Consider the following 21291-nt stretch of genomic DNA (forward strand, 5'->3'; position numbering starts at 1 on the left):
CGTTGATGAAGGCAGTAATTCTGGCGGGCGGCCTGGGTACGCGGATCAGCGAGGAGTCGCATCTCAAGCCCAAGCCGATGATCGAGATCGGTGGCAAGCCAATTCTCTGGCACATCATGAAGCAGTACTCGGCCCACGGTATCCACGATTTCGTGATCTGCCTGGGGTACAAGGGCTACGCGATCAAGGACTTCTTCGCCAACTACTTCCTGCACACCTCCGACGTCACCTTCGACATGTGCAATAACCGCATGGACGTTCACCAGAACTACAGCGAGCCGTGGCGCGTGACCCTGATCGACACCGGCGAGGAAACCATGACCGGTGGTCGACTGCGTCGCGCCGGCCACTACCTGCAGGACGAGGACGCGTTCTGCTTCACCTACGGTGACGGCGTCTCGGATCTCGATATCGGTGCGCTGGTGAATTTCCACCGGGCCAGCGGCAAGCTGGCGACGGTCACCGCCGTGCAACCGCCTGGCCGCTATGGCGCGCTGGAGCGTGATGGCGACAGTGTTCGTGGTTTCATCGAAAAGCCCCGTGGCGACGGCGGCTGGATCAATGGTGGCTTCTTTGTCCTGTCGCCCAAGGTCCTGCCGCTGATCAGTGGTGACTCCACCGTCTGGGAAGCCGAGCCGCTGATGGGCCTGGCCGCCGATGGCCAGTTGAATGCCTTCCAGCATGACGGCTTCTGGCACCCGATGGACACCCTGCGCGACAAGAATCACCTCGAACAGCTCTGGCAGAGCGGGGAGGCCCCATGGAAGCAGTGGGACTGAGCCGGGCGTTCTGGAACGGCAAGCGGGTCCTGTTGACCGGCCACACCGGCTTCAAGGGCAGTTGGCTGGCCCTCTGGCTGCAGAGCCTGGGTGCCCAGGTCAGCGGTTTCGCCCTGGCACCGGCGACCGAACCGAACCTGTTCGACCTGGCACGGGTCGGCGAGGGCATGGACGATCGTCGTGGTGACCTGCGTGACCTCGGCGCGCTGCTGGAACTGATTGCCGAAACCGAGCCGGAAATCGTCCTGCACCTGGCCGCCCAGCCGCTGGTGCGCGAGGCCTATCGTGACCCGCTCGGTACGTATTCAAGCAACGTCATGGGCACGCTCAACCTGCTTGAGGCGATTCGCCAGGTCGGCGGCGTGAGTGCCTGTGTGCTGATCACCACCGACAAGGTCTACGCCAACCAGGAATGGGCCTGGCCCTATCGCGAGAACGAAGCCCTCGGCGGTCATGATCCCTACAGCAGCAGCAAGGCCTGCTGCGAGTTGCTGGCGCAGTCCTACGTGGCGTCCTTTTTCCCGCCCGAGCGCTATGACGTGCATGGCCTGGCGGTGGCAACCGCGCGGGCTGGCAATGTTCTTGGCGGCGGCGACTTTTCGCCGGAGCGGCTGATTCCCGACGTGCTGCGCGCCTGGTCGGCGGGCGAGCCGGTGACCCTGCGTTATCCCCAGGCCGTACGACCCTGGCAGCATGCGCTGGAACCGCTGGCGGGCTACCTGCAATTGGCCGCCGCGCTGTATGAGCGCGGGCCGGACCTGGCCGGTGCGTGGAATTTCGGGCCGGGCGAGGATGACATGTGCAGCGTCGGCGACGTGGTCGCGCGGCTCGCCGGGCGCTGGCCGCAGGCTCCCGGACTGCGGGTCGAGCCAAGCGAGTTGCACGAGGCCGGGCTGTTGCGTCTGGACAGCAGCCGCGCGCGGCAGTTGCTCGGCTGGCAACCACGCTGGTCGTTGCAGCAATGCCTGGAGCAGACCCTCGACTGGCACCTGGCCTGGCAGGGCGGTGCCGACATGCGGGCGATCACCCTGGCCCAGCTGGACCTCTATCGGGGGGCGCTGTGAGCGAGTTCCTGATCCAGGCCTTGCCGCTGGCGGGGTTGTTCAACGTGCAGCACAAACGCCACGCCGACTCGCGTGGGCATTTCTCCCGGTTGTTCTGCGAGGGCAGCCTGAGTGCCTTCGGCGAGCCTTTTCACATCCGCCAGATCAACCACTCCTGCACCCGTGAGCGCGGCAGCGTGCGCGGCCTGCATTACCAGAATGCCCAGGCCCCGGAAGCCAAGCTGATCACCTGCCTGCGCGGTGAGGTCTGGGACGTCGCGGTGGACCTGCGGCCGGAGTCGCCGACCTTCCTGCAGTGGCATGCCGAGCACCTGTGTGCCGGCGATGGCCGCAGCCTGCTGCTACCGGCCGGTTTTGCCCATGGCTTCCAGGCCCTGAGCGACGATGCCGAGCTGCTGTACCTGCACAGTGCCGACTACACGCCGCAGAGTGAAGGCGGGTTGTCGGTGCTCGACCCGCGCCTGGCGATCACCTGGCCCGAGGCTGTCAAAAATCTGTCGGCCAGGGATGCCAGCCATCCGCTGATCGACGCGTCTTTTCCTGGAGTGCGTCTATGAACTGCCGAGGTTGCGGCACCCCACTGGTCCTGCCGTTGATCGATCTCGGCACGTCGCCGCCGTCCAACGCCTACCTGCGGGCCGAGCAATTGGAGCAGGCGGAGGCCTGGGTACCGCTGAAGGTCGCGGTGTGCCAGAGCTGCTGGCTGGTACAGACCGAGGACTACACCCGCGCCGACACGCTGTTCGACGCCGACTACGCCTATTTCAGCTCGTTCTCCAGCACCTGGCTGGCCCATGCCGAGCGCTACGTGGCCGAGATGGTCGAACGCTTCGGCCTGACCGGCGACAGCCGGGTGGTGGAAGTGGCGGCCAACGATGGCTACCTGCTGCAGTACGTGGCCGGCCGCGGCATTCCCTGCCTGGGGGTCGAGCCGACCCGCAGCACCGCCCAGGCGGCGCGGGACAAGGGCCTGGAGATCCGCGAGCTGTTCTTCGGCCTGGACACCGCCCGGCAGTTGCGTGAGGAGGGCTGGGCCGCCGACCTGATGGCGGCCAACAACGTGCTGGCCCATGTGCCGGACATCAACGATTTCCTCCAGGGCTTTGCAACCCTGCTCAAGCCGACGGGCGTGGCGACCTTCGAGTTCCCGCACCTGCTGGCACTGATGGCCGGGCACCAGTTCGACACCTTGTATCACGAACACTATTCCTACCTGTCGCTGACCGCCGTGCAGGCGCTGTGCGAGCGCAATGGCCTGGAAGTCTTCGACGTCGGCGGCCTGTCGACCCACGGCGGTTCGCTGCGGGTATTCGTGCAGCGCGCCGACGGTGAGCGGCGCGACGTGCTGCCGGTGGTGCGCCAGGTGCTGGACGCCGAACTGGCCGCCGGAGTGAAGACCCCGGCGTTCTACGCCACCCTGGCGCCCGCCGCCGAACGCATCAAGCACGATCTGCTGCGTTTCCTGCTCAAGGCCAAGGCCGAAGGCAAGCGCGTGGTCGGCTATGGCGCGGCCGCCAAGGGCAATACCCTGCTCAACTACGCCGGGGTACGTCCGGACCTGCTGGCCTGGGTCGCCGATGCCAACCCGCACAAGCAGGGCAAGTTCCTGCCAGGCAGCCGGATTGCGGTGGTCTCGCCGCAGCGTATCGCCGCCGAGAAGCCGGACTATGTACTGGTGCTGCCGTGGAACCTGTTGCAGGAAGTCAGTCAGCAGCAGGCGGTTGTGCGCGAGTGGGGCGGCCACTTCGTCGTCGCCGTGCCCGAGTTGACCGTCCTGTGAGCGGCTTGAAGGTACTGGTCACGGGAGCGACCGGTTTTGTCGGCCGCCACCTGGTTGCGGCGTTGCTCGCCCGTGGGCATTCGGTGCGGGCTGTGGCACGCAATGGACAGGCTGCGGGAAAACTGCCGTGGATCGACGATGTCGAGTTCATCGCTGCCGATGTGCACGCCGAAGACCTCGACCCGGTCAGCTTGACGGCTGGTGTCGATGCGTTGGTGCATCTGGCTTGGCCAGGCCTGCCGAACTATCAGGCGCTGTTCCACTTCGAGCACAACCTGTTTGCCGACTACCGCTTCATCAAGCGGGCGGTCGAGGCCGGCGTGCCCCAGGTGCTGGTCACCGGCACTTGTTTCGAGTACGGCATGCAGAGCGGTCCGCTGAGTGAAGCGGCGATGCCGCAGCCGAGCAATCCCTACGGCCTGGCGAAGAATACCCTGCGCCTGTTCCTGGAGGCGCTGCGCCAGCAACTGCCGTTCAATCTGCAGTGGGTTCGGCTGTTCTACCTGTACGGCGAGGGGCAGAACCCGAACAGCCTGCTGGCCAGCCTGGACCGGGCCATTGACGCCGGTGCGGAGCGCTTCGATATGTCGGCGGGTGAGCAACTGCGGGACTACCTGCCGATCGAGGTCGCCGCCGGCTACCTGGCGCGGTTATTGGAGCAGCGGGATTTTTCCGGAGTGGTCAATTGTGCAAGTGGCCAGCCGATAGCGGTCAGGACCCTGGTCGAACGACGCCTGCGCGAGCGCGGTGCCTCGATCGCCCTGAACCTGGGTCACTATGGTTACCCCAGCCACGAGCCCATGGCGTTCTGGGGCGTGGCGCAGCGGCTGCAACAGCTATTGGGAGTCGAACATGGCGCATGAGTTGTATCGGGCAAGCGGCTTGCCGGTGCTGCAGAACCGTACCTTTGCCGACGCGGCCTCGGCCAGGGCTTCGGCCAGTGCCGACATGGTCCTGGTACAGGACGAGGTCAGCGGGCTGATCTTCAACCAGGCTTTCGATGCCGACAAGCTGAGCTACGACAGCGATTATCAGAACGAGCAGGCCCACTCCGGTCAATTCCAGCGCCACCTGCACGACGTGGAAGGTATCATTGCCCGGCACTTCAAGGGACGGAGCCTGATCGAGGTCGGTTGTGGCAAGGGTTATTTCCTCGAACTGCTGCGTGGGCTGGGCTACCGCATCACCGGCATTGACCCGGCCTACGAGGGCAGCAACCCCGACGTGATCAAGGCACCGTTCACCCGGGGCCTGGGCTTGGCTGCCGATGCCCTGATATTGCGGCATCTGCTTGAGCATATCGCCGATCCGGTGGCCTTCCTCGCCACGATGGCCGAGGCCAACCAGGGTGGGCAGATCTATATCGAGGTGCCGTGCTTCGACTGGATCGTCGAGCACCGGGCCTGGTTCGACCTGTTCTACGAGCACGTGAACTACTTCCGTCTGGATGACCTGCGTCGCCTGTTCGGCACCGTGCACGAGGCCGGTCACCTGTTTGGTGGGCAGTACCTGTACATCGTCGCCGACCTCGGCAGCCTGCGCCCGAGGCCGAGCGAGCCGGTGCGCCGCCAGCAGTTGCCGGATGATTTCAGCGCCAGCCTGGACCGGGCGGTGCGCATTATCCGTGAGGCGCCCGGGCAGGGCTCCTGTATCTGGGGCGCCTCGTCCAAGGGGGTGATCTATTCGCTGGCTCTGCAACGGGCGGGCGTGACGGTGGACCAGGTGGTGGATATCAATCCGGCCAAGCAGGGGCGTTATCTACCCCTGAGCGGTGTGCGCGTGTCGTCGCCGCAGGAGGCCATGGACGCCTTGCCCGAAGGCGCCAACCTGTTTGTGATGAATTCCAATTACCTCGAAGAAATCAAGCGCATGACCGGTGGACGCTACGTCTACCACGCCGTCGATAGCGCCTCCTTTCAATGAACTTTTGCGAGAACGACCCCATGAGCAATAACCCGATTCAAGCTTTCGAAGCCGAGTGCAAGGCCGAAATCGCCGCCCAGGGCCAGGATGAGAAACTCCAGGGACTGGCCCGCGAATTCTTCAACGAATCCGCCAGGCACAAGTACAGCTACCACTTCTCGTGGATGGGGCGACCGATCATCCAGCTGCCTCAGGACATGATGGCGATGCAGGAGATCATCTGGCAGGTCAAGCCGGACCTGGTGATCGAGTGCGGTATCGCCCACGGCGGTTCGATCATCTACTACGCCTCGCTGCTGGAGCTGCAGGGCCATGGCGAGGTGCTGGGGATCGATCGTGACATCCGTGCGCACAACCGCGAGGCGATCGAAAGCCACCCCATGAGCAAGCGCATCAGCATGATCGAGGGGTCGAGCATCGACCCGGCGGTGGTCGAGCAGGTACGTGCCGCGGCTGCCGGCAAGAAGGTGATCCTGGTTCTGGACTCCAACCACACTCATGAGCACGTGCTGGAAGAGCTGCGCCTGTACGCGCCGCTGGTATCGGTCGGCAGCTACTGCGTGGTGATGGACACCGTGGTGGAGGACATGCCGCCGGAGTTCTTCCCCGATCGCCCATGGGGCCCGGGTGACAACCCGAAGACCGCGGTCTGGGCCTACCTGGAAGAGAACCGCGATTTCGAGATCGACAAGCAGCTGGAGAACAAGTTGCTGGTCACTGTCGCACCGGATGGCTATCTGCGCCGGGTGCGTTGAGCAGCCACATCATCATGGGTTCATTGGTCGATTCGGCAGTTTGGGGATAGGTTATGCAAGGCAAGTACGTTTTCGAGCAGGCGCGGCTCCTGGGGGATGCGGAGTCCCTGGGGGATCTGTTGACGGTGGTGATGGTCACCCACAATCGGCCGGCGTTCCTGCGCCGGGCGGTGTTCTATTACAGTACCCTGCCTTGCAAGCTGCTGATTCTCGACTCGTCGCCTGAGCCCTGCGCCGAGGTCGCCGAGGGTCGCCCTTGGGTCGAGTACCTGCACGTACCGCAGTACGACTACTGGAAACTGCAGTACAAGTTCGCCCACGGCGTGATGAGCGTGAAGACGCCCTACATGGTGTTCGCTGCCGACGACGACTTCATTCTCCATGACTCCCTCAGCCAGTCCGTGGCCTTCCTGGAGGATCATCCCGACTACGGCATGTGCCACGGCTACTGCCTGATGTATCTGACCTTGGCCAACAGCGTCCTGTACTACCGCCGCGACAAGAAGGTCTGTGAGGACTACAACTCCGAGCGTGCCCAGGATCGCGTGCTGAGCTACATGGGCCAGTACCTGCCGCCGTTCTACGCGGTGCACCGTACGGACCTGATGCGCGACTGGCACTCGGCGATGCCCAAGGGTACGAGTTTCCAGTGGCAGGAAATCGGTCACGTCTACTACATGCTGGCCCGGGCCAAGGCGCGGATCCTGCCGATCCCCTACGTGGTGCGCGAGCTCAACTACGGTGATTCGGAGCACAATACCGAAGTCTACCACTCGCTGTCCTACACCGATGCCAAGTCGACCGCCGAGCGTGAAGCGTTCGCCGAGTTCCTGGCGACACTGCCCGCCGGCATTGAGGGCCTGGATCAGGCCCAGACCAAGGCCTTCGCCCTGGAAAGCTTCGAGGCTATGGTCGACAGCCTGCGCAGCGGTCGGGCGCTGACTGTCGAGATGATCTTCGACTCGACCTGGAACAGCATCGATGAGCCGCCACAGCGGCGCTTCGGACCCAAGCAGTACATGGAGATGCCGTTCTACAATCAGATTTTCTTCGATCGACTGACCTGGTTCGAATTCCTGTTGCATGCCATGCCCGCCGGCCGTTCGCAGTTGCAGCGGTTGGAAGCGGCCTGGACCCGTCAACAGGCGCTCATGCGCCCACACAACAACGACACCCCGGAAAGCGTGGTCGATCGGCTGTGGCAGGCCCACGATTGCAACCTGTTCAACCGGCGGGTGATCAGGGCCCTGGCGCAAAAGCTCGAGGTCCTCGGTGAACATGACGATGCCCAGCGTATCGCCGCCTGGAGCGAGCGTCTGGATGCGGTGTCGAGCGAAGACAACCGGGCGACGTTCGATGCCATGCTATCGGGTCGCCTGCTGCACTGGCTGGATGCGCGTGAACCGGATGCCGGCGAACGCCAGGTGATTGCCGAGTATCAGGCCCAACAGGGCAGTGGTCCGGTGTTCGGCCTGATGCTGCTGGACCTCACGGACGATGTCGACAAGCTTCAGGTGACCCTCGACAGTCTGCTGGAAGGGCACAGCAAGGCCTTTCGCATCGCGGTCTTCACCACGGGTGAACCACAGGCGGCGACGACGCTGCAGAATACCCTGCACTTCATCCGGGTGACCGAGGGCAACTACGTCGACAAGCTCAACCAGTTCGCCCGCCAGTCGTCCTGCGACTGGTTGATGCTGGCCCAGGTTGGCGACGAGTTCACTGCCAGCGGCCTGCTGAAGGCCGGCCTGGAGCTTCGTCACGCCGAGGGCTGCCGCGCGGTATGCATCGATGAAATCCAGCGCGATGAAAATGGTGCGCTGACCGATGTCTTCCGCCCGGGCTTCAACCCCGACCTGCTGTTGAGCGTACCGGCCCTGATGGCGCGGCACTGGTTGATCCGGCGTGATGTGCTGGTCGAGGCCGGCGGCTACAGTGCCGACTACCGCGATGCCCTGGAGTTCGACCTGCTGCTGCGGTTGATCGAGCAGGGCGGTCTGGCCGGACTTGCACACCTGGACGAGCCTCTGCTGATTTGCGCGAAGCCGGAGCTGGAGGAGAACGTCCACGAGCGCTCGACGCTGTTGCGCCACCTCGGCGTGCGTGGCTACAAGGCCCAGGTCAGCTCCCAGGAGCCGGGTACCTACATGATCGACTACCGGCACACTGAACGTCCGCTGGTCTCGATCGTCATCCATGGCGCGGCGGAATTCGACGAGTTGGAGCGCTGCCTGACTGCAGTGCTGCAGCGTACGCGTTACTTGAACTACGAAGTGCTGGTGGCCGATCACCCGAGCCGTGCCGAGGCGTTGTCCAGCTGGCTGCAGGGGCAGCCGCAGGCCAGCAAGGTCAGCGTGCTGCAGTCTGACTGGTCGAGCACTCCGGCCTTCTGCAATGCCGCGGCGCGTCAGGCAAGTGGCGAATACCTGGTGCTGCTGGCGGCCGACAGTGAGGTGGTCAACCCCAACTGGATCGAGTCGTTGCTCAACCAGGCGCTGCGTCCGGAAGTCGGGGTGGTCGGTGCCAAGTTCTATAACCGCGATGGCAAGATCTCCCAGGCTGGTCTGATTCTCGGCCTGAACGAGGGCATCGACTCACCGTTCGTGGGCGAGAAGAAGGACGCCAAGGGCTATATGCAACGCCTGGCGGTCGAGCAGAACTACTCGGCGGTCTCGGCGGTGTGCCTGATGGTGCGCAAGGCGCTCTTCGATGCGCTGGGTGGTCTGGACGAGGGCGATTTTGCCGAGGGCTTCAGTGAAGTCGATCTGTGCCTGAACATCGGTCAGGCCGGATACCTGGTGTCGTGGACGCCGCAGGTGCAGGTTCTGCATCCGGGCGTGCTGCCCAAGGCGCCACAGGCCCTGGCGGCACTGCGCGAGAAGTGGGCGGCGAACCTGGCGGCCGACCCGGCGTACAACTCGAACCTGGCATTGCAGGGCAAGGGTTTCACCCTGGGCGCGGCTTACCACGTGGATTGGGCGCAGTTGCTGGTGTAGGCCGGTAGGCAGGAGAAGGTATGTTCAACGGCAAATCGATTTTCATCTCCGGTGGTACCGGCTCGTTCGGGCGCAATTTCATCCGGCGCCTGCTGGAACAGTATCAGCCCAAGCGGGTGGTGGTGTTCTCGCGTGACGAGCTCAAGCAGTACGAGATGCAGCAGACATTCAATGCCCCGTGCATGCGTTATTTCCTGGGCGATGTGCGCGATGTCGAGCGGCTGCGCCAGGCCATGCGCGGTATTGATTTCGTGGTGCATGCCGCGGCGCTCAAGCAGGTGCCTGCGGCTGAATACAATCCCACGGAATGTATCCGCACCAACGTCAATGGGGCGGAGAACATCATTGCTGCGGCTATCGACAACGGTGTGGAAAAGGTCGTGGCCCTTTCCACGGACAAGGCTGCCAGCCCGATCAATCTCTATGGTGCGACCAAGCTGATGTCTGACAAGTTGTTCGTGGCTGCGAACAACATCGCCGGGGACCAGCAGACGCGTTTTGCCGTGGTGCGCTATGGCAACGTGGCGGGGTCGCGTGGTTCGGTGGTGCCGTTTTTCGACAAGTTGATCAAGGAGGGCGCGGGTGAACTGCCGATCACCGATGAGCGCATGACGCGCTTCTGGATCACGCTCGATCATGGCGTGCAGTTCGTGCTCGACAGCTTTGCACGGATGCATGGTGGCGAGGTCTTCGTGCCGAAGATTCCGTCGATTCGTATCGTCGATCTTGCTCGTGGCATGGCAGGTCATTTGCCGCACAAGCATGTGGGAATCCGTCCTGGTGAAAAACTCCATGAGCTGATGGTGCCTCTGGACGATGCGCGGATGACGCTGGAGTTTGCCGATCACTACACCATCCAGCCATCGATCCGCTTCACCCAGGTCGATGTCGACTTTGCCGTGGATGGCCTGGGCGAGCGCGGCCAGCCGGTGCCCGAGGACTTCGAGTACCGTTCCGATACCAACCCGCAGTTTCTCTCTGTGGCCGAGCTTGCCGAACTGCATGACGGCCTCTGCGCATGATTCCCTACGGGCGTCAGAACCTTGACCAGGCGGATATCGATGCAGTCGTAGCCGTACTGCAATCGGACTGGCTGACCCAGGGGCCGACCATCGAGCGATTCGAGTCGGCACTGGCGGCGCGTTGTCAGGCCTCGCATGCCATTGCAGTGTGCAATGCGACTGCCGCCCTGCATATCGCTTGTCTGGCCGCCGGTCTGGGGCCAGGCGATTGGCTCTGGACCAGCCCAAATACCTTCCTGGCATCGGCCAACTGCGGTCTTTACTGCGGTGCCCAGGTTGATTTCGTCGACATCGACCCATCAACCTGGAATCTCGATGTCGCTGCCTTGAAACGCAAGCTGAGGGTGGCTGAGCAGGCGGGCAACCTGCCCAGGGTGGTGGTGGCCGTAGCCTTCTCCGGGCAAAGCTGCGATATGCGGGCCATCGCGCAACTGGCCCGTGAGTACGGCTTCATCCTGATCGAGGACGCCTCCCACGCGGTAGGGGCATCCTATGCCGCAAGCCCGGTAGGCAGTGGGCGGTTCGCCGACATGACGGTCTTCAGTTTCCATCCGGTCAAGATCATCACCACCGCCGAGGGCGGCATGGTTTTGACCAATCGCCCGGAATTGGCCGAACATCTGCGTCGCCTGCGTAGCCATGGCATGACCCGCGATCCGGCGCAGATGAGCGAGCCCAGCCATGGTCCCTGGTACTATCAGCAGATCGAGCTGGGTTTCAATTACCGGATCACCGATATCCAGGCAGCGCTCGGCCTGTCGCAGTTGAACAGGCTGGACACCTTCATCGCTCGGCGGCGCTATCTGGCCGAGCGTTATCAGCGTCTGCTGGCGGATCTGCCGGTGACGCTGCCGGGCCTCCAGCCTGAGGCCGAATCGGCTTGGCACCTGTATGTGATCCGGCTGCAACTTGAGCGTATCGGTATCACTCATCGGGAGGTCTTCGAGGCCCTGCGGGCGGCGGGGATCGGTGTGAACCTTCACTATATCCCCGTGCATCTGCAGCCCTACTACCGCGAGTTGGGCTTTGCCGAAGGCGACTTTCCCGAGGCCGAGCGTTATTACGCCGAGGCCATCAGCCTGCCGATGTACCCGGATCTGGGTGACGAGCAACAGAATTATGTTATCGATCAATTGCGGCGGATCTTGAACAGCGAGGGCAATCATGCGTGAGCTGAGTGAGCAGGAGCACTTCTGGCGCGGCGAGTTCGGTGATGAGTACCTGGGGCGCAACCAGGGCCATGAACTGATCGCCGCCAACCTGGCGTTGTTCGCCAAGGCGCTGGCACGCACGGTCCGGCTCGACAGCCTGCTGGAGCTGGGCACCAACACCGGCAACAACCTGCGGGCCTTGCACCAGTTGCTGCCCGGCTGCCGGTTGCAGGGCGTGGAAATCAACGCCAGGGCCTGCGAGCAGGCGAACGGGTTGGGCATCGCCGAGGTCTGGCACGGCTCGCTGTTCGACTATCCGCGCGAGCAGCGTTTCGACCTGACCCTGAGCAAGGGCGTGCTGATCCATCTGGCGCCCGAGCTGTTGGCGGCGGCCTATGAACAACTCTACGAACTGAGCGGGCGCTACATCCTGCTGGCCGAGTACTACAACCCGGTGCCGGTCGAGGTGTCCTATCGCGGTCACGGCGGCAAGCTGTTCAAGCGCGACTTCGCCGGCGAGATGCTCGATCGCTACCGCGACCTGCAGTTGCTCGACTATGGCTTCGGTTACCACCGCGACCGGCAGTTCCCGGTCGACGATCTGAACTGGTTCCTGCTGGAAAAACGTCCTTGAGCGCCGTGGCGATCATCCCCGCGCGGGGTGGCAGCAAGCGGATCCCGCGCAAGAACCTCAAGCTGTTCCATGGCGAGCCGATGATCGCGCGCTCGATCCGGCTGGCGCTGAACAGCGGGCTGTTCGAGCAGGTGGTGGTCAGTACCGACGATGCGCAGATCGCCGAGGTGGCGCGCGAGCAGGGCGCGCGCGTGCCGTTCATGCGGCCGGCAACGTTGGCCGATGATTTCACCGGTACTGCGGCGGTGATCGCCCATGCCGTCGAGGCGTTGGTGCAGCAGGGCCAGGTTTTCGACTATGCCTGTTGCATCTATGCCACGGCGCCGCTGTTGCAGGGGCGTTTCCTGCGCGAAGGCTTCGAGTTGCTGGAGCGGCATCCCGAGCGCTCTTTCGCGTTCTCCGTCTGCGAGTTCGGCTTTCCGATCCAGCGCGCACTGACCCTGACGGACGAGGGGGCGTTGACCGCGCTCTACCCGGAGCACCGCCAGACCCGTTCCCAGGATCTGCCGCCGGCGTTCCAGGATGCCGGGCAGTTCTATTGGGGGCGCAGCGCCGCCTGGTTGCGCGGCGATGTGCTGTTTTCCGAAAGGAGCCTGCCCGTGCGGCTGCCGCGCCATCTGGTCCAGGATATCGATACGCCTGAGGATTGGCTCCGGGCGGAGTACCTGTACTCGGCCTTGCAGGCCGCAGGGGAGTTGCAGTCGTGAGAGTGCTGTTTCGGGCTGACGCTTCGGCCGCCATTGGCAGCGGGCACGTTGCCCGTTGCCTGACGTTGGCCGCGATCCTGCGTGCCGGCGGTGCCCAGGTGCTGTTCGCCTGTCGGGACCTGCCCGGCAATGCCCTGGCCCGGCTGGCCGGGGAGGGGTGGCGCAGTGTGGTCCTGCCGGGTGCCTATCCGGGTGAAGAGCCCGCCCTGGGTATCGAGGCGCCGTTGCCCTGGCAGGCCGATATCGAGGCCCTGGAGTGCAGCCTGGCGGGGGAGCCGGCATTCGACTGGATCGTCGTCGACCACTATGGCCTCGACCATCGCTGGCAGACTGCCGCTCGACGCTGGGCAGGACGGATCGCGGCGATCGATGACCTGAACAACCGCCAGCATGCGGTGGACCTTCTCTTCGACCAGAATTTCACCGCCGGCGACCCCGAGTATGCCGGACGGGCCCTGGCGCCTTGCCGGCAACTGCTCGGCCCACGCTACGCGCTGATTCGCGACGAGTTCCGCCGCCCCCCGGTGCCGATCAACGTCCAGGCCGGGCGGGTACTGGTGAATTTCGGCGGGCTCGACGGGGCCGGGGAGACCTGGAAGGCCATGCTGGCCCTGGCGGATTTCCACGATCTGCAGGTTGATTTCGTCGCCGGCACGGCCAACCCACGGCTGGCGCAACTGCAGGCGATGGCCGCGGATCGCCCATCGTGGCGGGTGCAGACCTTCGTCAAGGATTTTGCCGAGCTGATGGCCCGCGCCGATCTGTTCATCGGGGCCGGTGGCGGCACCAGTTGGGAGCGGGCCGCACTGGGCTTGCCGACCCTGTGCATCGCGGTGGCCGAGAACCAGCAGGCCAACGCCGAACGGCTGGCGGCGGCGGGTGCGCATATCTATCTGGGTAGCAGCCAGGCGGTGGATGTCGATCACCTGAAGCGGGCGGTGGGTTTCGTGCTCGGCAATGTCGGCCTGCGCCGCAGCCTGGCCGAGCGCTCGCGCGGCCTGGTCGACGGGCTCGGTGCCCGACGTTTTGCCGTCGCCCTGTTGGGGGCGGGCCTCGACGTGCGGCAGGTGACTCCAGAGGATTCACGGCGCTTGTTCGATGGCCGCAACCATGAGCCGGTCCGTCGGGCGTCGCTGAACAGCGCGCCGATCGAGTGGCCGGCGCATCAGGCCTGGCTGGCGGCGAAGCTGCGCGATCGCACCTGCCTGCTGCTGATCGCCGAAGCGGCGGATGGCCCGGTGGGCGTGCTGCGCTATGACCTGGCGGACGAGCGCGCCGAGGTTTCCCTGTACCTGTTCGAGGGCCGCCTGGGGCTGGGCTGGGGCAGGGCGCTGCTGGCCCGTGGCGAACGGGCCTTGCGCGAGCATTGGCCGCAGGTGACGGTGATCGACGCCCGTGTGCTGCCGGATAACCCGGCATCGATCGAATTGTTTCGCAACAGCGGTTATGTCCAGTCGGCCAGCCGTTTCGAGCGTGTAGTGAAGGATCAGCTCCATGACTAGTTTCAAGATCGGCCAGCGCGTGATTGGCCCGGACGCACCGCCGTTCGTCATCGCCGAAATGAGCGGCAACCACAACCAGTCGCTGGAGGTGGCCTTGCAGATCGTCGAGGCGGCGGCCAGGGCCGGCGCCCATGCGCTGAAGTTGCAGACCTACACCGCCGACACCATGACCCTGGACCTCGCCGAGGGCGAGTTCTTCATCAAGGACCCCGGCAGCCTGTGGGCCGGCTCGTCGCTGTATGAACTCTACGAGAAGGCCCACACGCCCTGGGAGTGGCATGCGCCGATCTTCGCCCGGGCGAAAGAGCTGGGCATGCTGGCGTTTTCCACGCCTTTCGACGAAACGGCCGTGGATTTCCTCGAAAGCCTCGAGGTGCCGGCCTACAAGATCGCCAGTTTCGAGAACACCGACCTGCCGTTGATTCGTCGGGTCGCCGCGACGGGCAAGCCGCTGATCATCTCCACCGGCATGGCCAGCGTTGCCGAGCTGGATGAAACGGTCCGTGCCGCGCGAGCCGCCGGTTGTCGCGACCTGGTGCTGCTCAAGTGCACCAGCACCTACCCGGCGTCACCGCTCAACAGCCATATCCGCACCATTGCCCACCTGCAGCAACTGTTCGGCTGCCAGGTGGGGCTGTCCGACCATTCCATGGGGGTTGGCGTCGCGGTGGCGGCGGTGGCCCTGGGGGCGACCGTGGTGGAGAAACACTTCACCCTCGATCGTGCCGCCGGCGGGGTGGACGCCAGTTTCTCCCTGGAACCGGCCGAACTGGCCAGCCTGGTGGTGGAGACCGAGCGGGCCTGGCAGGCGTTGGGCCAGGTGCGTTATGGCGCCACCGAGGCGGAGCGCAAATCCCTGGTCTACCGGCGTTCGCTGTACGTGGTGCAGGACGTCGCCGAGGGCGAGCCCTTCACCGTGCAGAACGTGCGGGCGATCCGCCCCGGCCTGGGGCTGGCGCCCAAACATGCCGAGTCTGTGCTCGGGCGCAAGGCCCGGGCGGCCCTGAAACGCGGTACGCCCCTGGACTGGTCGTTGATCCAATAGCCTCCTTGGCATCGATTCGGGCAAAATAGGCGTGACTTGTGAGTCATGACGTGCATCTTCACAGTATTGTATTTTCCGGGGATGCGGGCGCCTGAGCCTTTTCGGTCGGTGATCGCCCCGTTGTATCCGCCGTTTTCGCCCTGTCTTGGGGTGACGGAAAATCCCTGTTGATCGGCGCCCCTCGATGCCTGCGAGCGGTGATATTCAGCTGTTTATTATTGGGAATTCATAATGATTGGCATAAAAAGCATTGCCAGTTACGTGCCGACAGCCGGCGTGGACAACTACGCTCAGGGTGCCAAATTCGCCAAGGATGAAGAGTTCATCCTGGGCAAGATCGGTTCCGCCTTCCTGCCGCGCAAAGACGCCGGGCAGGAAACCTCGGACCTGTGTGTCGAAGCGGCAAATGCCTTGTTCGCCAGCAATCCGCAACTCAAGCGCGAGAGCATCGACGCGCTGATCGTCGTCACCCAGAACGGTGACGAGGAAGGCCTGCCGCATACCGCGGCGATCGTCCAGGACAAGCTCGGCCTGCCGACCCACGTGGCGGCGTTCGACATTTCCCTGGGCTGTTCCGGCTACGTCTATGGCATCTATGCCATGAAGGGCTTCATGGAGGCTGCCGGCCTGAAGAATGGCCTGCTGATCACCGCTGACCCGTATTCGAAGATCGTCGATCCGGAAGACCGCAACACCACCATGCTGTTCGGCGATGCCGCGACCGCGACCTGGATGGGTGAAGACGCGCCCTGGCAGTTGGGCAAGTCGAAGTTCGGTACCGATGGCTCCGGCGCGCCGCACCTGAAGGTCAGCGACGGGGTGTTTTTCATGAACGGCCGCCAGGTGTTCAACTTCGCCCTGCTCAAGGTGCCGGCGCATCTGCATGAACTGCTCGAGGACTCGGGCCTGCAGCCGAGCGATATCGACGCCTTCTGCATCCACCAGGGCAGTGCGGCGATCGTCGATGCGGTGGCGCGGCGTTTCGAGGACAAGCCGGAGAAGTTCATCAAGGACATGACCGAGACCGGCAACACCGTGTCATCGAGCATTCCGCTGCTGCTGGAAAAGCACGTGCTCAACTCGACCTGGAAGCGCGTCGCCCTCAGTGGCTTCGGCGTTGGCCTGTCGTGGGGCTCGGCGATCATTCATCGACCCTGATTCCACAGGGTTGCAAAGTGGCGCTCCGGGTGAGTTAACCTTGAGCGCTATTTTTTTGCGCGGAGCGAGGCAGGATGAGCGATAGCTTTGAGCGGAATGCCCGGATCATCGAGGCGCGCTGGCCGCAGGTGTGGCAGCGCCTGCTGGCCGAGGAGAGTGACCGGCTGGCCATCGAGCTGGTCGAGGGGCTGGGTTCGACGCTGAGTGTCGGCGGCGTGCAACTGACCAGTCGGCATGACCGTATCGCCGAGGCGCGCCTGCAGGCCGCCTGCCTGCCGCCTGGCAGTGCCACGCTGCATGTCTATGGCACGGGGCTGGGTGATCTGCAGCAGGTGCTGCTGGAGTCGCCGCAATTGCAGCGGCTGAACGTGCATGTGCTCAATGGCGCGTTGTTCAAGCGGGTGCTCGGGCTGCTGGAGCAGGATGGCTGGCTGGCCGATCCGCGGGTCGAACTGGGTTATGCGGCCGATCATCCGGAAATCCTCTTCCCGTTTTTTGCGCTGCCGGCCGAGTTGGTCCTGGCCGACGATTGCAATGCGCGGATGCGCGACCGGCTGGTGGCCGAAGTGCACCTGAGTTTCAACAACCGCGAGTTCGACCCGCAATCCCCGGATATACTTCAGCGCCTGGATGAGACTTGCGGGATCTTCGCTGCCGATCGCGATGTCGCCGAGTTGTTCGCAACGCGAGCGGGGCAGCACTTCTACGTGATCGGCACCGGGCCGAGCCTCGAACAGCAGTTGGACAAGTTGCGCGCGGTTCGCGCCCAGGCGCAGCGCCCCCTGTTCATCAGTGTCGATACCGCCTACCGGCCGTTGCAGGAGCAGGGCATCAAGCCCGACCTGGTGGTGAGCATCGACCAGCGTATCGGCTTCAGGCACCTGCCGCCCGAGGCGTCCGAGGGGATTGCGCTGGTCTACATGCCCATGAGCGATCCCCAGGTGCTCCGGGCCTGGCAGGGGCCGCGCTATGGGGGCTATTCCGCCAGCCCGGTCTATGGGGCGGTTCGCCAGCAGTTCCAGCGGGGCATGCTGTATGTCGGCGGCAGCGTGCTGCACCCGGCAGTCGATCTGGCGGTGAAGATGGGGGCCGCGACCATTACCCTGTTTGGCGCCGATTTCGCCTTCCCGATGAACAAGACCCACGCCGGCTGGAATGATGGCGAGCTCGGTCCGGGGGTCAACGAGGCGCGGCACTGGGTGCTCGATGGCAATGGCCAGCGGGTGCGCACGCAGTTGAATTTCCGTCGCTATCTCTGCGAACTGGAGCGTTATATCGCCGCGCATCCGCAGGTGCGTTTCCTCAACAGCAGCCGGGCGGGCGCGCGGATTATCGGCAGCGGGTTCGACCAGGAGTTCGTGCAATGAAGCCCTTCGAATACAGTATCGGCGAAGCGCGGCGCTGCTCGGCATTGTTCCGCTTCGGTCGCGATGTCGAGGCGGCGCTGGTGATGGTCGAGGTCTTCGACGGCATCCAGGCGCTGCTTCAGCAGGCACCTGCCGAGGTGCAACAGACATGGACGCAACTGCTGGTGTCGATGCTCGACTGCCAGGAGCGCCAGGACTGGCTCGGATTGGCCGATACCCTGCAATACGAATTGGTCGAGCTGCTGGAGACGGTCCAGGGCGCGTGAGGATGCCCTGGTGACGAACGGTTGGGCATGGGCGGTTCTCTGGCGCCATTTTTCCTGTTGGCGCTATGCGCTAAGCCTTTGTTTTTAGAGGGGTGGCAGGTTGCTAGCAAATTTTTTGAAAAAAGCCCTCAAGCAACCTGCCATACCGACGATAACTATTACGAAGGTTCTCTAGGCCACACCCGGCGGATGCCAGGGCCGGAAGCCGTAGTACACCACCCAACGAGGAATTCGTCATGGCTTTAACTGTAAACACCAACACTACGTCGCTGAACGTTCAGAAGAACCTGAACCGTGCTTCCGATGCCCTGTCTACCTCCATGCAGCGCCTGTCTTCCGGTCTGAAAATCAACAGCGCCAAAGACGACGCCGCTGGTCTGCAGATCTCCAACCGCATGTCTTCGCAGATCCGTGGTAACAACCAGGCTGTGCAGAACGCCAACGACGGTATCTCCGTTGCCCAGACCGCTGAAGGCGCTCTGCAAGCTTCGACCGACATCCTGCAGCGTATGCGTGAACTGGCTGTTAAAGCCCGTAACGGAACCAACGGCACTGCCGACCAGACCGCGACCAACGCCGAATTCGCTCAGATGTCTGACGAACTGACTCGTATCGCTCAGTCCACCAACCTGAACGGCAAATTCCTGCTGGACGGTTCGGCTGGTACCGTGACCCTGCAAGTCGGCGCCAACACCGGCACCGCCAACCACATCGACCTGGTTCTGAGCTCGAAATTCGACGCCGCCAGCCTGTCGGTAGGTAGCGGTACTGTGGTTCTGACCGGTACCACCGGTACTGGTGCAGGTTCGGCCTCGGACAACATCGACAACGCGATCACCGCTATCGACGCGGCAATCGCTACCATCGGTGCTACCCGTGCCAACCTGGGTGCTTCGCAGAACCGTCTGACCAGCACCATCTCCAACCTGCAGAACATCAACGAAAACACCACTGCTGCACAAGGTCGCGTACAAGATACCGACTTCGCCGCGGAAACTGCTAACCTGACCAAGCAGCAGACCCTGCAACAGGCTTCCACCTCTGTTCTGGCTCAGGCTAACCAACTGCCTTCCGCTGTACTGAAGCTGCTTCAGTAATTTCGGAATGAGTTTTGGCGGGGGAGTGTGCTTGCCACGCTCTCTCGCCTTTTTACGTTGAGAGGTGATGAAGATGGACATGAGTGTAAAGCTTAATCTGTCTTATCCAGCTGTTCTGCCAGCCAGTTCCAACAGCACCACTGTGGTTGATAAGACGGCTGCGGCACCTCAGGCGGATAAGGTGCAAGCGGCTCCAGACACCGACGCCACCAACAAGGATGCGGATTCCTCCGAAAGACTCAAGCGGGCTGTTCAGGATATTGAAAAGTTCGTGCAGTCGATCAAGCGTAACCTGGAGTTCTCGATTGACGAACATTCCGGGAAAGTCATCGTCAAGGTCATCGCCAGCGAGACGGGCGAGGTGGTCAGGCAGATCCCTTCCGCCGAGGCCATGAAGTTGGCTGACAGCCTGAGTTCGGCGAGCAGCCTACTGTTCGACGGAAAAGCCTGACAACTGGCATGAATAGTGTTTGCTGGATCTTTGGCTGTTGATAAAGGTCAAAAGATCGGCAGCAATCTGACGGGAGAGGCACATGGCAAGTCCAATTTTACCGGGAACGGGCCTAGGCTCGGGTCTGGATATCGGTTCGATCGTTACCGCGCTGGTGAACGCCGACAAGTCGGCGAAGCAGACGCAGATCGACACCGCGACAAAAACCAACACACTGAAGATTTCCGGTGTCGCGTCCCTGAAGAGCGCCCTGGCTGCGTTCCAGAAGACCATGACCGACCTGAGTGCTTCGCTCACCGCGTTCGCCGGTTATACGGCGACCTCGGGTACGGCGACCACGCTGAGCGCGACTGCCGATAACACCGCCGTTCCAGGCACCTACAACGTTGTCGTGTCGAGCCTGGCCACGGGTTCGAAGGTGGCCAGCGCCGCATTTGCCGGCGGTGCCAGCAGTGCCATTCCGAGTGGTACCCTGACTATCAGTCAAAATGGCACTAACTACAATGTCGACATCCCGGCCAATGCCACCTTGCAGAGTACCCGGGACCTGATCAACAACAAGCTGGCGGGCAATGGCTTCTCGGCCAACATCGTCACCGACAGCAGCGGTGCTTCGCGCATGGTGATCAGTTCGACCACCACGGGTGCGGGCTCCGACATCAAGGTCAGCGGTATCGCCGGCCTGGAGATTGACGGTACCCAGGTGATGAGCAGTACTCCGTCATCGACGGACTCCGGTGCGGTCAGTGCCCTGGCCACGGATGCTTCGCTGACCGTCGATGGCCTGAAAGTGACCAGCAAGAGCAATACCGTGACCGGTGCGATCAGCGGCCTGACCCTGAATCTTTTGTCGGCCGGTGCTCCCGGCGTCGGTGCCAGCTCGACGGTCACCGTGGCGACCAATACCGACGGCCTGCAGAAATCGATCCAGTCGTTCGTCGATTCCTACAACACCCTGATGAGTACCATCAACTCCCTGTCCAAGGCGACGGCGGATGCCAATGGCAAGCTGACGGTGTCTGCGGCGTTCACCGGTGACTCCCTGCCGCGTTCGCTGATTTCCGACATTCGCGAGCAGCTTACGGCTCCGGGGCCGGGTGGGGCGCTGTCGGTGCTGTCGCAGTTGGGCGTGTTGACGGTGGCGGGCAGTGATGCCAGCAATTCCGGTAATCTGTCCCTCGATACCGCCGCGTTCAACAAGGCCATGGCCAAGCCAGGCATGAGCGGTCAGGTGCAGCAGTTGTTCAACGGTACCAACTCGACCAATGGCCTGTTTTCGCGCATCGGTAACACCCTCGACACCTACCTGGGTAAACAGGTCGCCGGAACCAGCCTGCGTACGGGTGGTTTGCTCGACGACCGCAACACCAGCCTGCAGAAGGTGGCCAAGAACCTGACCGAGCAGCAGGCGGCATTGGACTTGCGGGTCGCCAACATGACCAAGACCCTGACGGCCAAGTACAACGCCATGGATCTGTTGGTCGGGCAGATGAAAGCGACGGCGTCCAGTATCACCTCGTTCTTCACCTCGCTGAACGCGCAACAGTCCGCCAAGTAATCTGGGCTGACGCCAAAAACCCGGCTACGCTGAATG

20 protein-coding genes are annotated in these 21291 nt (G+C 63.3%); all 20 read left to right on the forward strand.

All coding sequences use genetic code 11. The features are described 5' to 3' along the window. The first annotated feature begins 5 nt into the window (after window positions 1-5). The 20 genes from rfbF to fliD all read left to right on the forward strand — a co-directional run bounded on the left by rfbF (window position 6) and on the right by fliD (window position 21255). Window positions 6-779 carry a glucose-1-phosphate cytidylyltransferase gene (rfbF, locus tag PF66_RS24620; RefSeq protein WP_054064065.1) on the forward strand — a complete coding sequence of 258 codons (774 nt, stop codon included), beginning with the start codon at window positions 6-8 and terminating at the stop codon, window positions 777-779. Then, window positions 761-1843, forward strand: a complete 1083-nt coding sequence (rfbG, locus tag PF66_RS24625) for a CDP-glucose 4,6-dehydratase (protein WP_054064066.1) — start codon at window positions 761-763, stop codon at window positions 1841-1843. Before rfbF ends, rfbG begins: the two co-directional genes overlap by 19 nt. Continuing rightward, window positions 1840-2400 (forward strand): dTDP-4-dehydrorhamnose 3,5-epimerase family protein, encoded by a 561-nt coding sequence (locus PF66_RS24630; protein WP_054064067.1) that lies wholly within the window; start codon window positions 1840-1842, stop codon window positions 2398-2400. Before rfbG ends, PF66_RS24630 begins: the two co-directional genes overlap by 4 nt. Next, entirely contained in the window at window positions 2397-3623 is a 1227-nt protein-coding gene (locus PF66_RS24635) for a class I SAM-dependent methyltransferase (RefSeq protein WP_054064068.1), read from the forward strand. The genes PF66_RS24630 and PF66_RS24635 overlap by 4 nt, the downstream gene beginning before the upstream one ends. Window positions 3624-3628: 5 nt before the next feature. Then, entirely contained in the window at window positions 3629-4486 is an 858-nt protein-coding gene (locus PF66_RS24640) for an NAD-dependent epimerase/dehydratase family protein (protein ID WP_081009903.1), read from the forward strand. Beyond that, window positions 4476-5546, forward strand: a complete 1071-nt coding sequence (locus PF66_RS24645) for a class I SAM-dependent methyltransferase (RefSeq protein ID WP_054064070.1) — start codon at window positions 4476-4478, stop codon at window positions 5544-5546. Before PF66_RS24640 ends, PF66_RS24645 begins: the two co-directional genes overlap by 11 nt. 20 nt (window positions 5547-5566) lie before the next feature. Continuing rightward, window positions 5567-6301: a cephalosporin hydroxylase family protein gene (locus tag PF66_RS24650; RefSeq protein ID WP_054064071.1), complete on the forward strand. Its 735-nt coding sequence runs from the start codon at window positions 5567-5569 to the stop codon at window positions 6299-6301. Between the two features lie 53 nt (window positions 6302-6354). Then, window positions 6355-9297: a TIGR00180 family glycosyltransferase gene (locus PF66_RS24655; protein WP_054064072.1), complete on the forward strand. Its 2943-nt coding sequence runs from the start codon at window positions 6355-6357 to the stop codon at window positions 9295-9297. 20 nt (window positions 9298-9317) lie between these two features. Next, a complete protein-coding gene (pseB, locus tag PF66_RS24660; RefSeq protein WP_054064073.1) occupies window positions 9318-10319 on the forward strand; it encodes a UDP-N-acetylglucosamine 4,6-dehydratase (inverting) in 1002 nt (333 codons plus the stop codon). Further along, window positions 10316-11491, forward strand: a complete 1176-nt coding sequence (pseC, locus tag PF66_RS24665) for a UDP-4-amino-4,6-dideoxy-N-acetyl-beta-L-altrosamine transaminase (RefSeq protein ID WP_054064074.1) — start codon at window positions 10316-10318, stop codon at window positions 11489-11491. The genes pseB and pseC overlap by 4 nt, the downstream gene beginning before the upstream one ends. Further along, window positions 11484-12104, forward strand: a complete 621-nt coding sequence (locus tag PF66_RS24670; protein ID WP_054064075.1) for a pseudaminic acid biosynthesis-associated methylase — start codon at window positions 11484-11486, stop codon at window positions 12102-12104. The genes pseC and PF66_RS24670 overlap by 8 nt, the downstream gene beginning before the upstream one ends. Beyond that, window positions 12101-12811, forward strand: coding sequence for a pseudaminic acid cytidylyltransferase (pseF, locus tag PF66_RS24675; protein WP_054064076.1), 711 nt, complete (start codon window positions 12101-12103; stop codon window positions 12809-12811). The genes PF66_RS24670 and pseF overlap by 4 nt, the downstream gene beginning before the upstream one ends. Further along, a complete protein-coding gene (pseG, locus tag PF66_RS24680; RefSeq protein WP_054064077.1) occupies window positions 12808-14313 on the forward strand; it encodes a UDP-2,4-diacetamido-2,4,6-trideoxy-beta-L-altropyranose hydrolase in 1506 nt (501 codons plus the stop codon). Before pseF ends, pseG begins: the two co-directional genes overlap by 4 nt. Further along, window positions 14306-15358, forward strand: a complete 1053-nt coding sequence (gene pseI, locus PF66_RS24685; RefSeq protein ID WP_054060756.1) for a pseudaminic acid synthase — start codon at window positions 14306-14308, stop codon at window positions 15356-15358. The genes pseG and pseI overlap by 8 nt, the downstream gene beginning before the upstream one ends. A 231-nt stretch (window positions 15359-15589) precedes the next feature. Further along, complete coding sequence (locus PF66_RS24690; RefSeq protein WP_054060755.1) at window positions 15590-16516, forward strand: ketoacyl-ACP synthase III; 927 nt, start codon at window positions 15590-15592, stop codon at window positions 16514-16516. A gap of 74 nt (window positions 16517-16590) precedes the next feature. Next, window positions 16591-17883 (forward strand): motility associated factor glycosyltransferase family protein, encoded by a 1293-nt coding sequence (locus tag PF66_RS24695; RefSeq protein WP_054064078.1) that lies wholly within the window; start codon window positions 16591-16593, stop codon window positions 17881-17883. Further along, a complete protein-coding gene (locus PF66_RS24700) occupies window positions 17880-18149 on the forward strand; it encodes a hypothetical protein (RefSeq protein ID WP_054064079.1) in 270 nt (89 codons plus the stop codon). Before PF66_RS24695 ends, PF66_RS24700 begins: the two co-directional genes overlap by 4 nt. A 236-nt stretch (window positions 18150-18385) precedes the next feature. Beyond that, entirely contained in the window at window positions 18386-19246 is an 861-nt protein-coding gene (locus tag PF66_RS24705; RefSeq protein WP_054060752.1) for a flagellin domain-containing protein, read from the forward strand. Between the two features lie 73 nt (window positions 19247-19319). Continuing rightward, a complete protein-coding gene (locus tag PF66_RS24710; RefSeq protein WP_054060757.1) occupies window positions 19320-19697 on the forward strand; it encodes a flagellar protein FlaG in 378 nt (125 codons plus the stop codon). An 82-nt stretch (window positions 19698-19779) separates the two neighbouring features. After that, complete coding sequence (gene fliD, locus PF66_RS24715; protein WP_054060751.1) at window positions 19780-21255, forward strand: flagellar filament capping protein FliD; 1476 nt, start codon at window positions 19780-19782, stop codon at window positions 21253-21255. Window positions 21256-21291 lie beyond the last annotated feature (36 nt).

It is taken from the genome of Pseudomonas asplenii (assembly GCF_001293465.1).
In the GTDB taxonomy this organism is placed as follows: Bacteria; Pseudomonadota; Gammaproteobacteria; order Pseudomonadales; family Pseudomonadaceae; genus Aquipseudomonas; species Aquipseudomonas fuscovaginae_B.

Bases quoted from the DNA above. Each gene is read 5' to 3' on its own strand.
- PF66_RS24695 (WP_054064078.1), top strand. From the start codon at position 16,591: ATGAGCGATAGCTTTGAGCGGAATGCCCGGATCATCGAGGCGCGCTGG.
- PF66_RS24670 (WP_054064075.1), top strand. From the start codon at position 11,484: ATGCGTGAGCTGAGTGAGCAGGAGCACTTCTGGCGCGGCGAGTTCGGT.
- PF66_RS24655 (WP_054064072.1), top strand. From the start codon at position 6,355: ATGCAAGGCAAGTACGTTTTCGAGCAGGCGCGGCTCCTGGGGGATGCG.
- pseI (WP_054060756.1), top strand. From the start codon at position 14,306: ATGACTAGTTTCAAGATCGGCCAGCGCGTGATTGGCCCGGACGCACCG.
- pseC (WP_054064074.1), top strand. From the start codon at position 10,316: ATGATTCCCTACGGGCGTCAGAACCTTGACCAGGCGGATATCGATGCA.
- PF66_RS24705 (WP_054060752.1), top strand. From the start codon at position 18,386: ATGGCTTTAACTGTAAACACCAACACTACGTCGCTGAACGTTCAGAAG.
- PF66_RS24700 (WP_054064079.1), top strand. From the start codon at position 17,880: ATGAAGCCCTTCGAATACAGTATCGGCGAAGCGCGGCGCTGCTCGGCA.
- fliD (WP_054060751.1), top strand. From the start codon at position 19,780: ATGGCAAGTCCAATTTTACCGGGAACGGGCCTAGGCTCGGGTCTGGAT.
- PF66_RS24645 (WP_054064070.1), top strand. From the start codon at position 4,476: ATGGCGCATGAGTTGTATCGGGCAAGCGGCTTGCCGGTGCTGCAGAAC.
- PF66_RS24710 (WP_054060757.1), top strand. From the start codon at position 19,320: ATGGACATGAGTGTAAAGCTTAATCTGTCTTATCCAGCTGTTCTGCCA.
- PF66_RS24690 (WP_054060755.1), top strand. From the start codon at position 15,590: ATGATTGGCATAAAAAGCATTGCCAGTTACGTGCCGACAGCCGGCGTG.
- PF66_RS24650 (WP_054064071.1), top strand. From the start codon at position 5,567: ATGAGCAATAACCCGATTCAAGCTTTCGAAGCCGAGTGCAAGGCCGAA.
- pseB (WP_054064073.1), top strand. From the start codon at position 9,318: ATGTTCAACGGCAAATCGATTTTCATCTCCGGTGGTACCGGCTCGTTC.
- rfbG (WP_054064066.1), top strand. From the start codon at position 761: ATGGAAGCAGTGGGACTGAGCCGGGCGTTCTGGAACGGCAAGCGGGTC.
- PF66_RS24635 (WP_054064068.1), top strand. From the start codon at position 2,397: ATGAACTGCCGAGGTTGCGGCACCCCACTGGTCCTGCCGTTGATCGAT.
- rfbF (WP_054064065.1), top strand. From the start codon at position 6: ATGAAGGCAGTAATTCTGGCGGGCGGCCTGGGTACGCGGATCAGCGAG.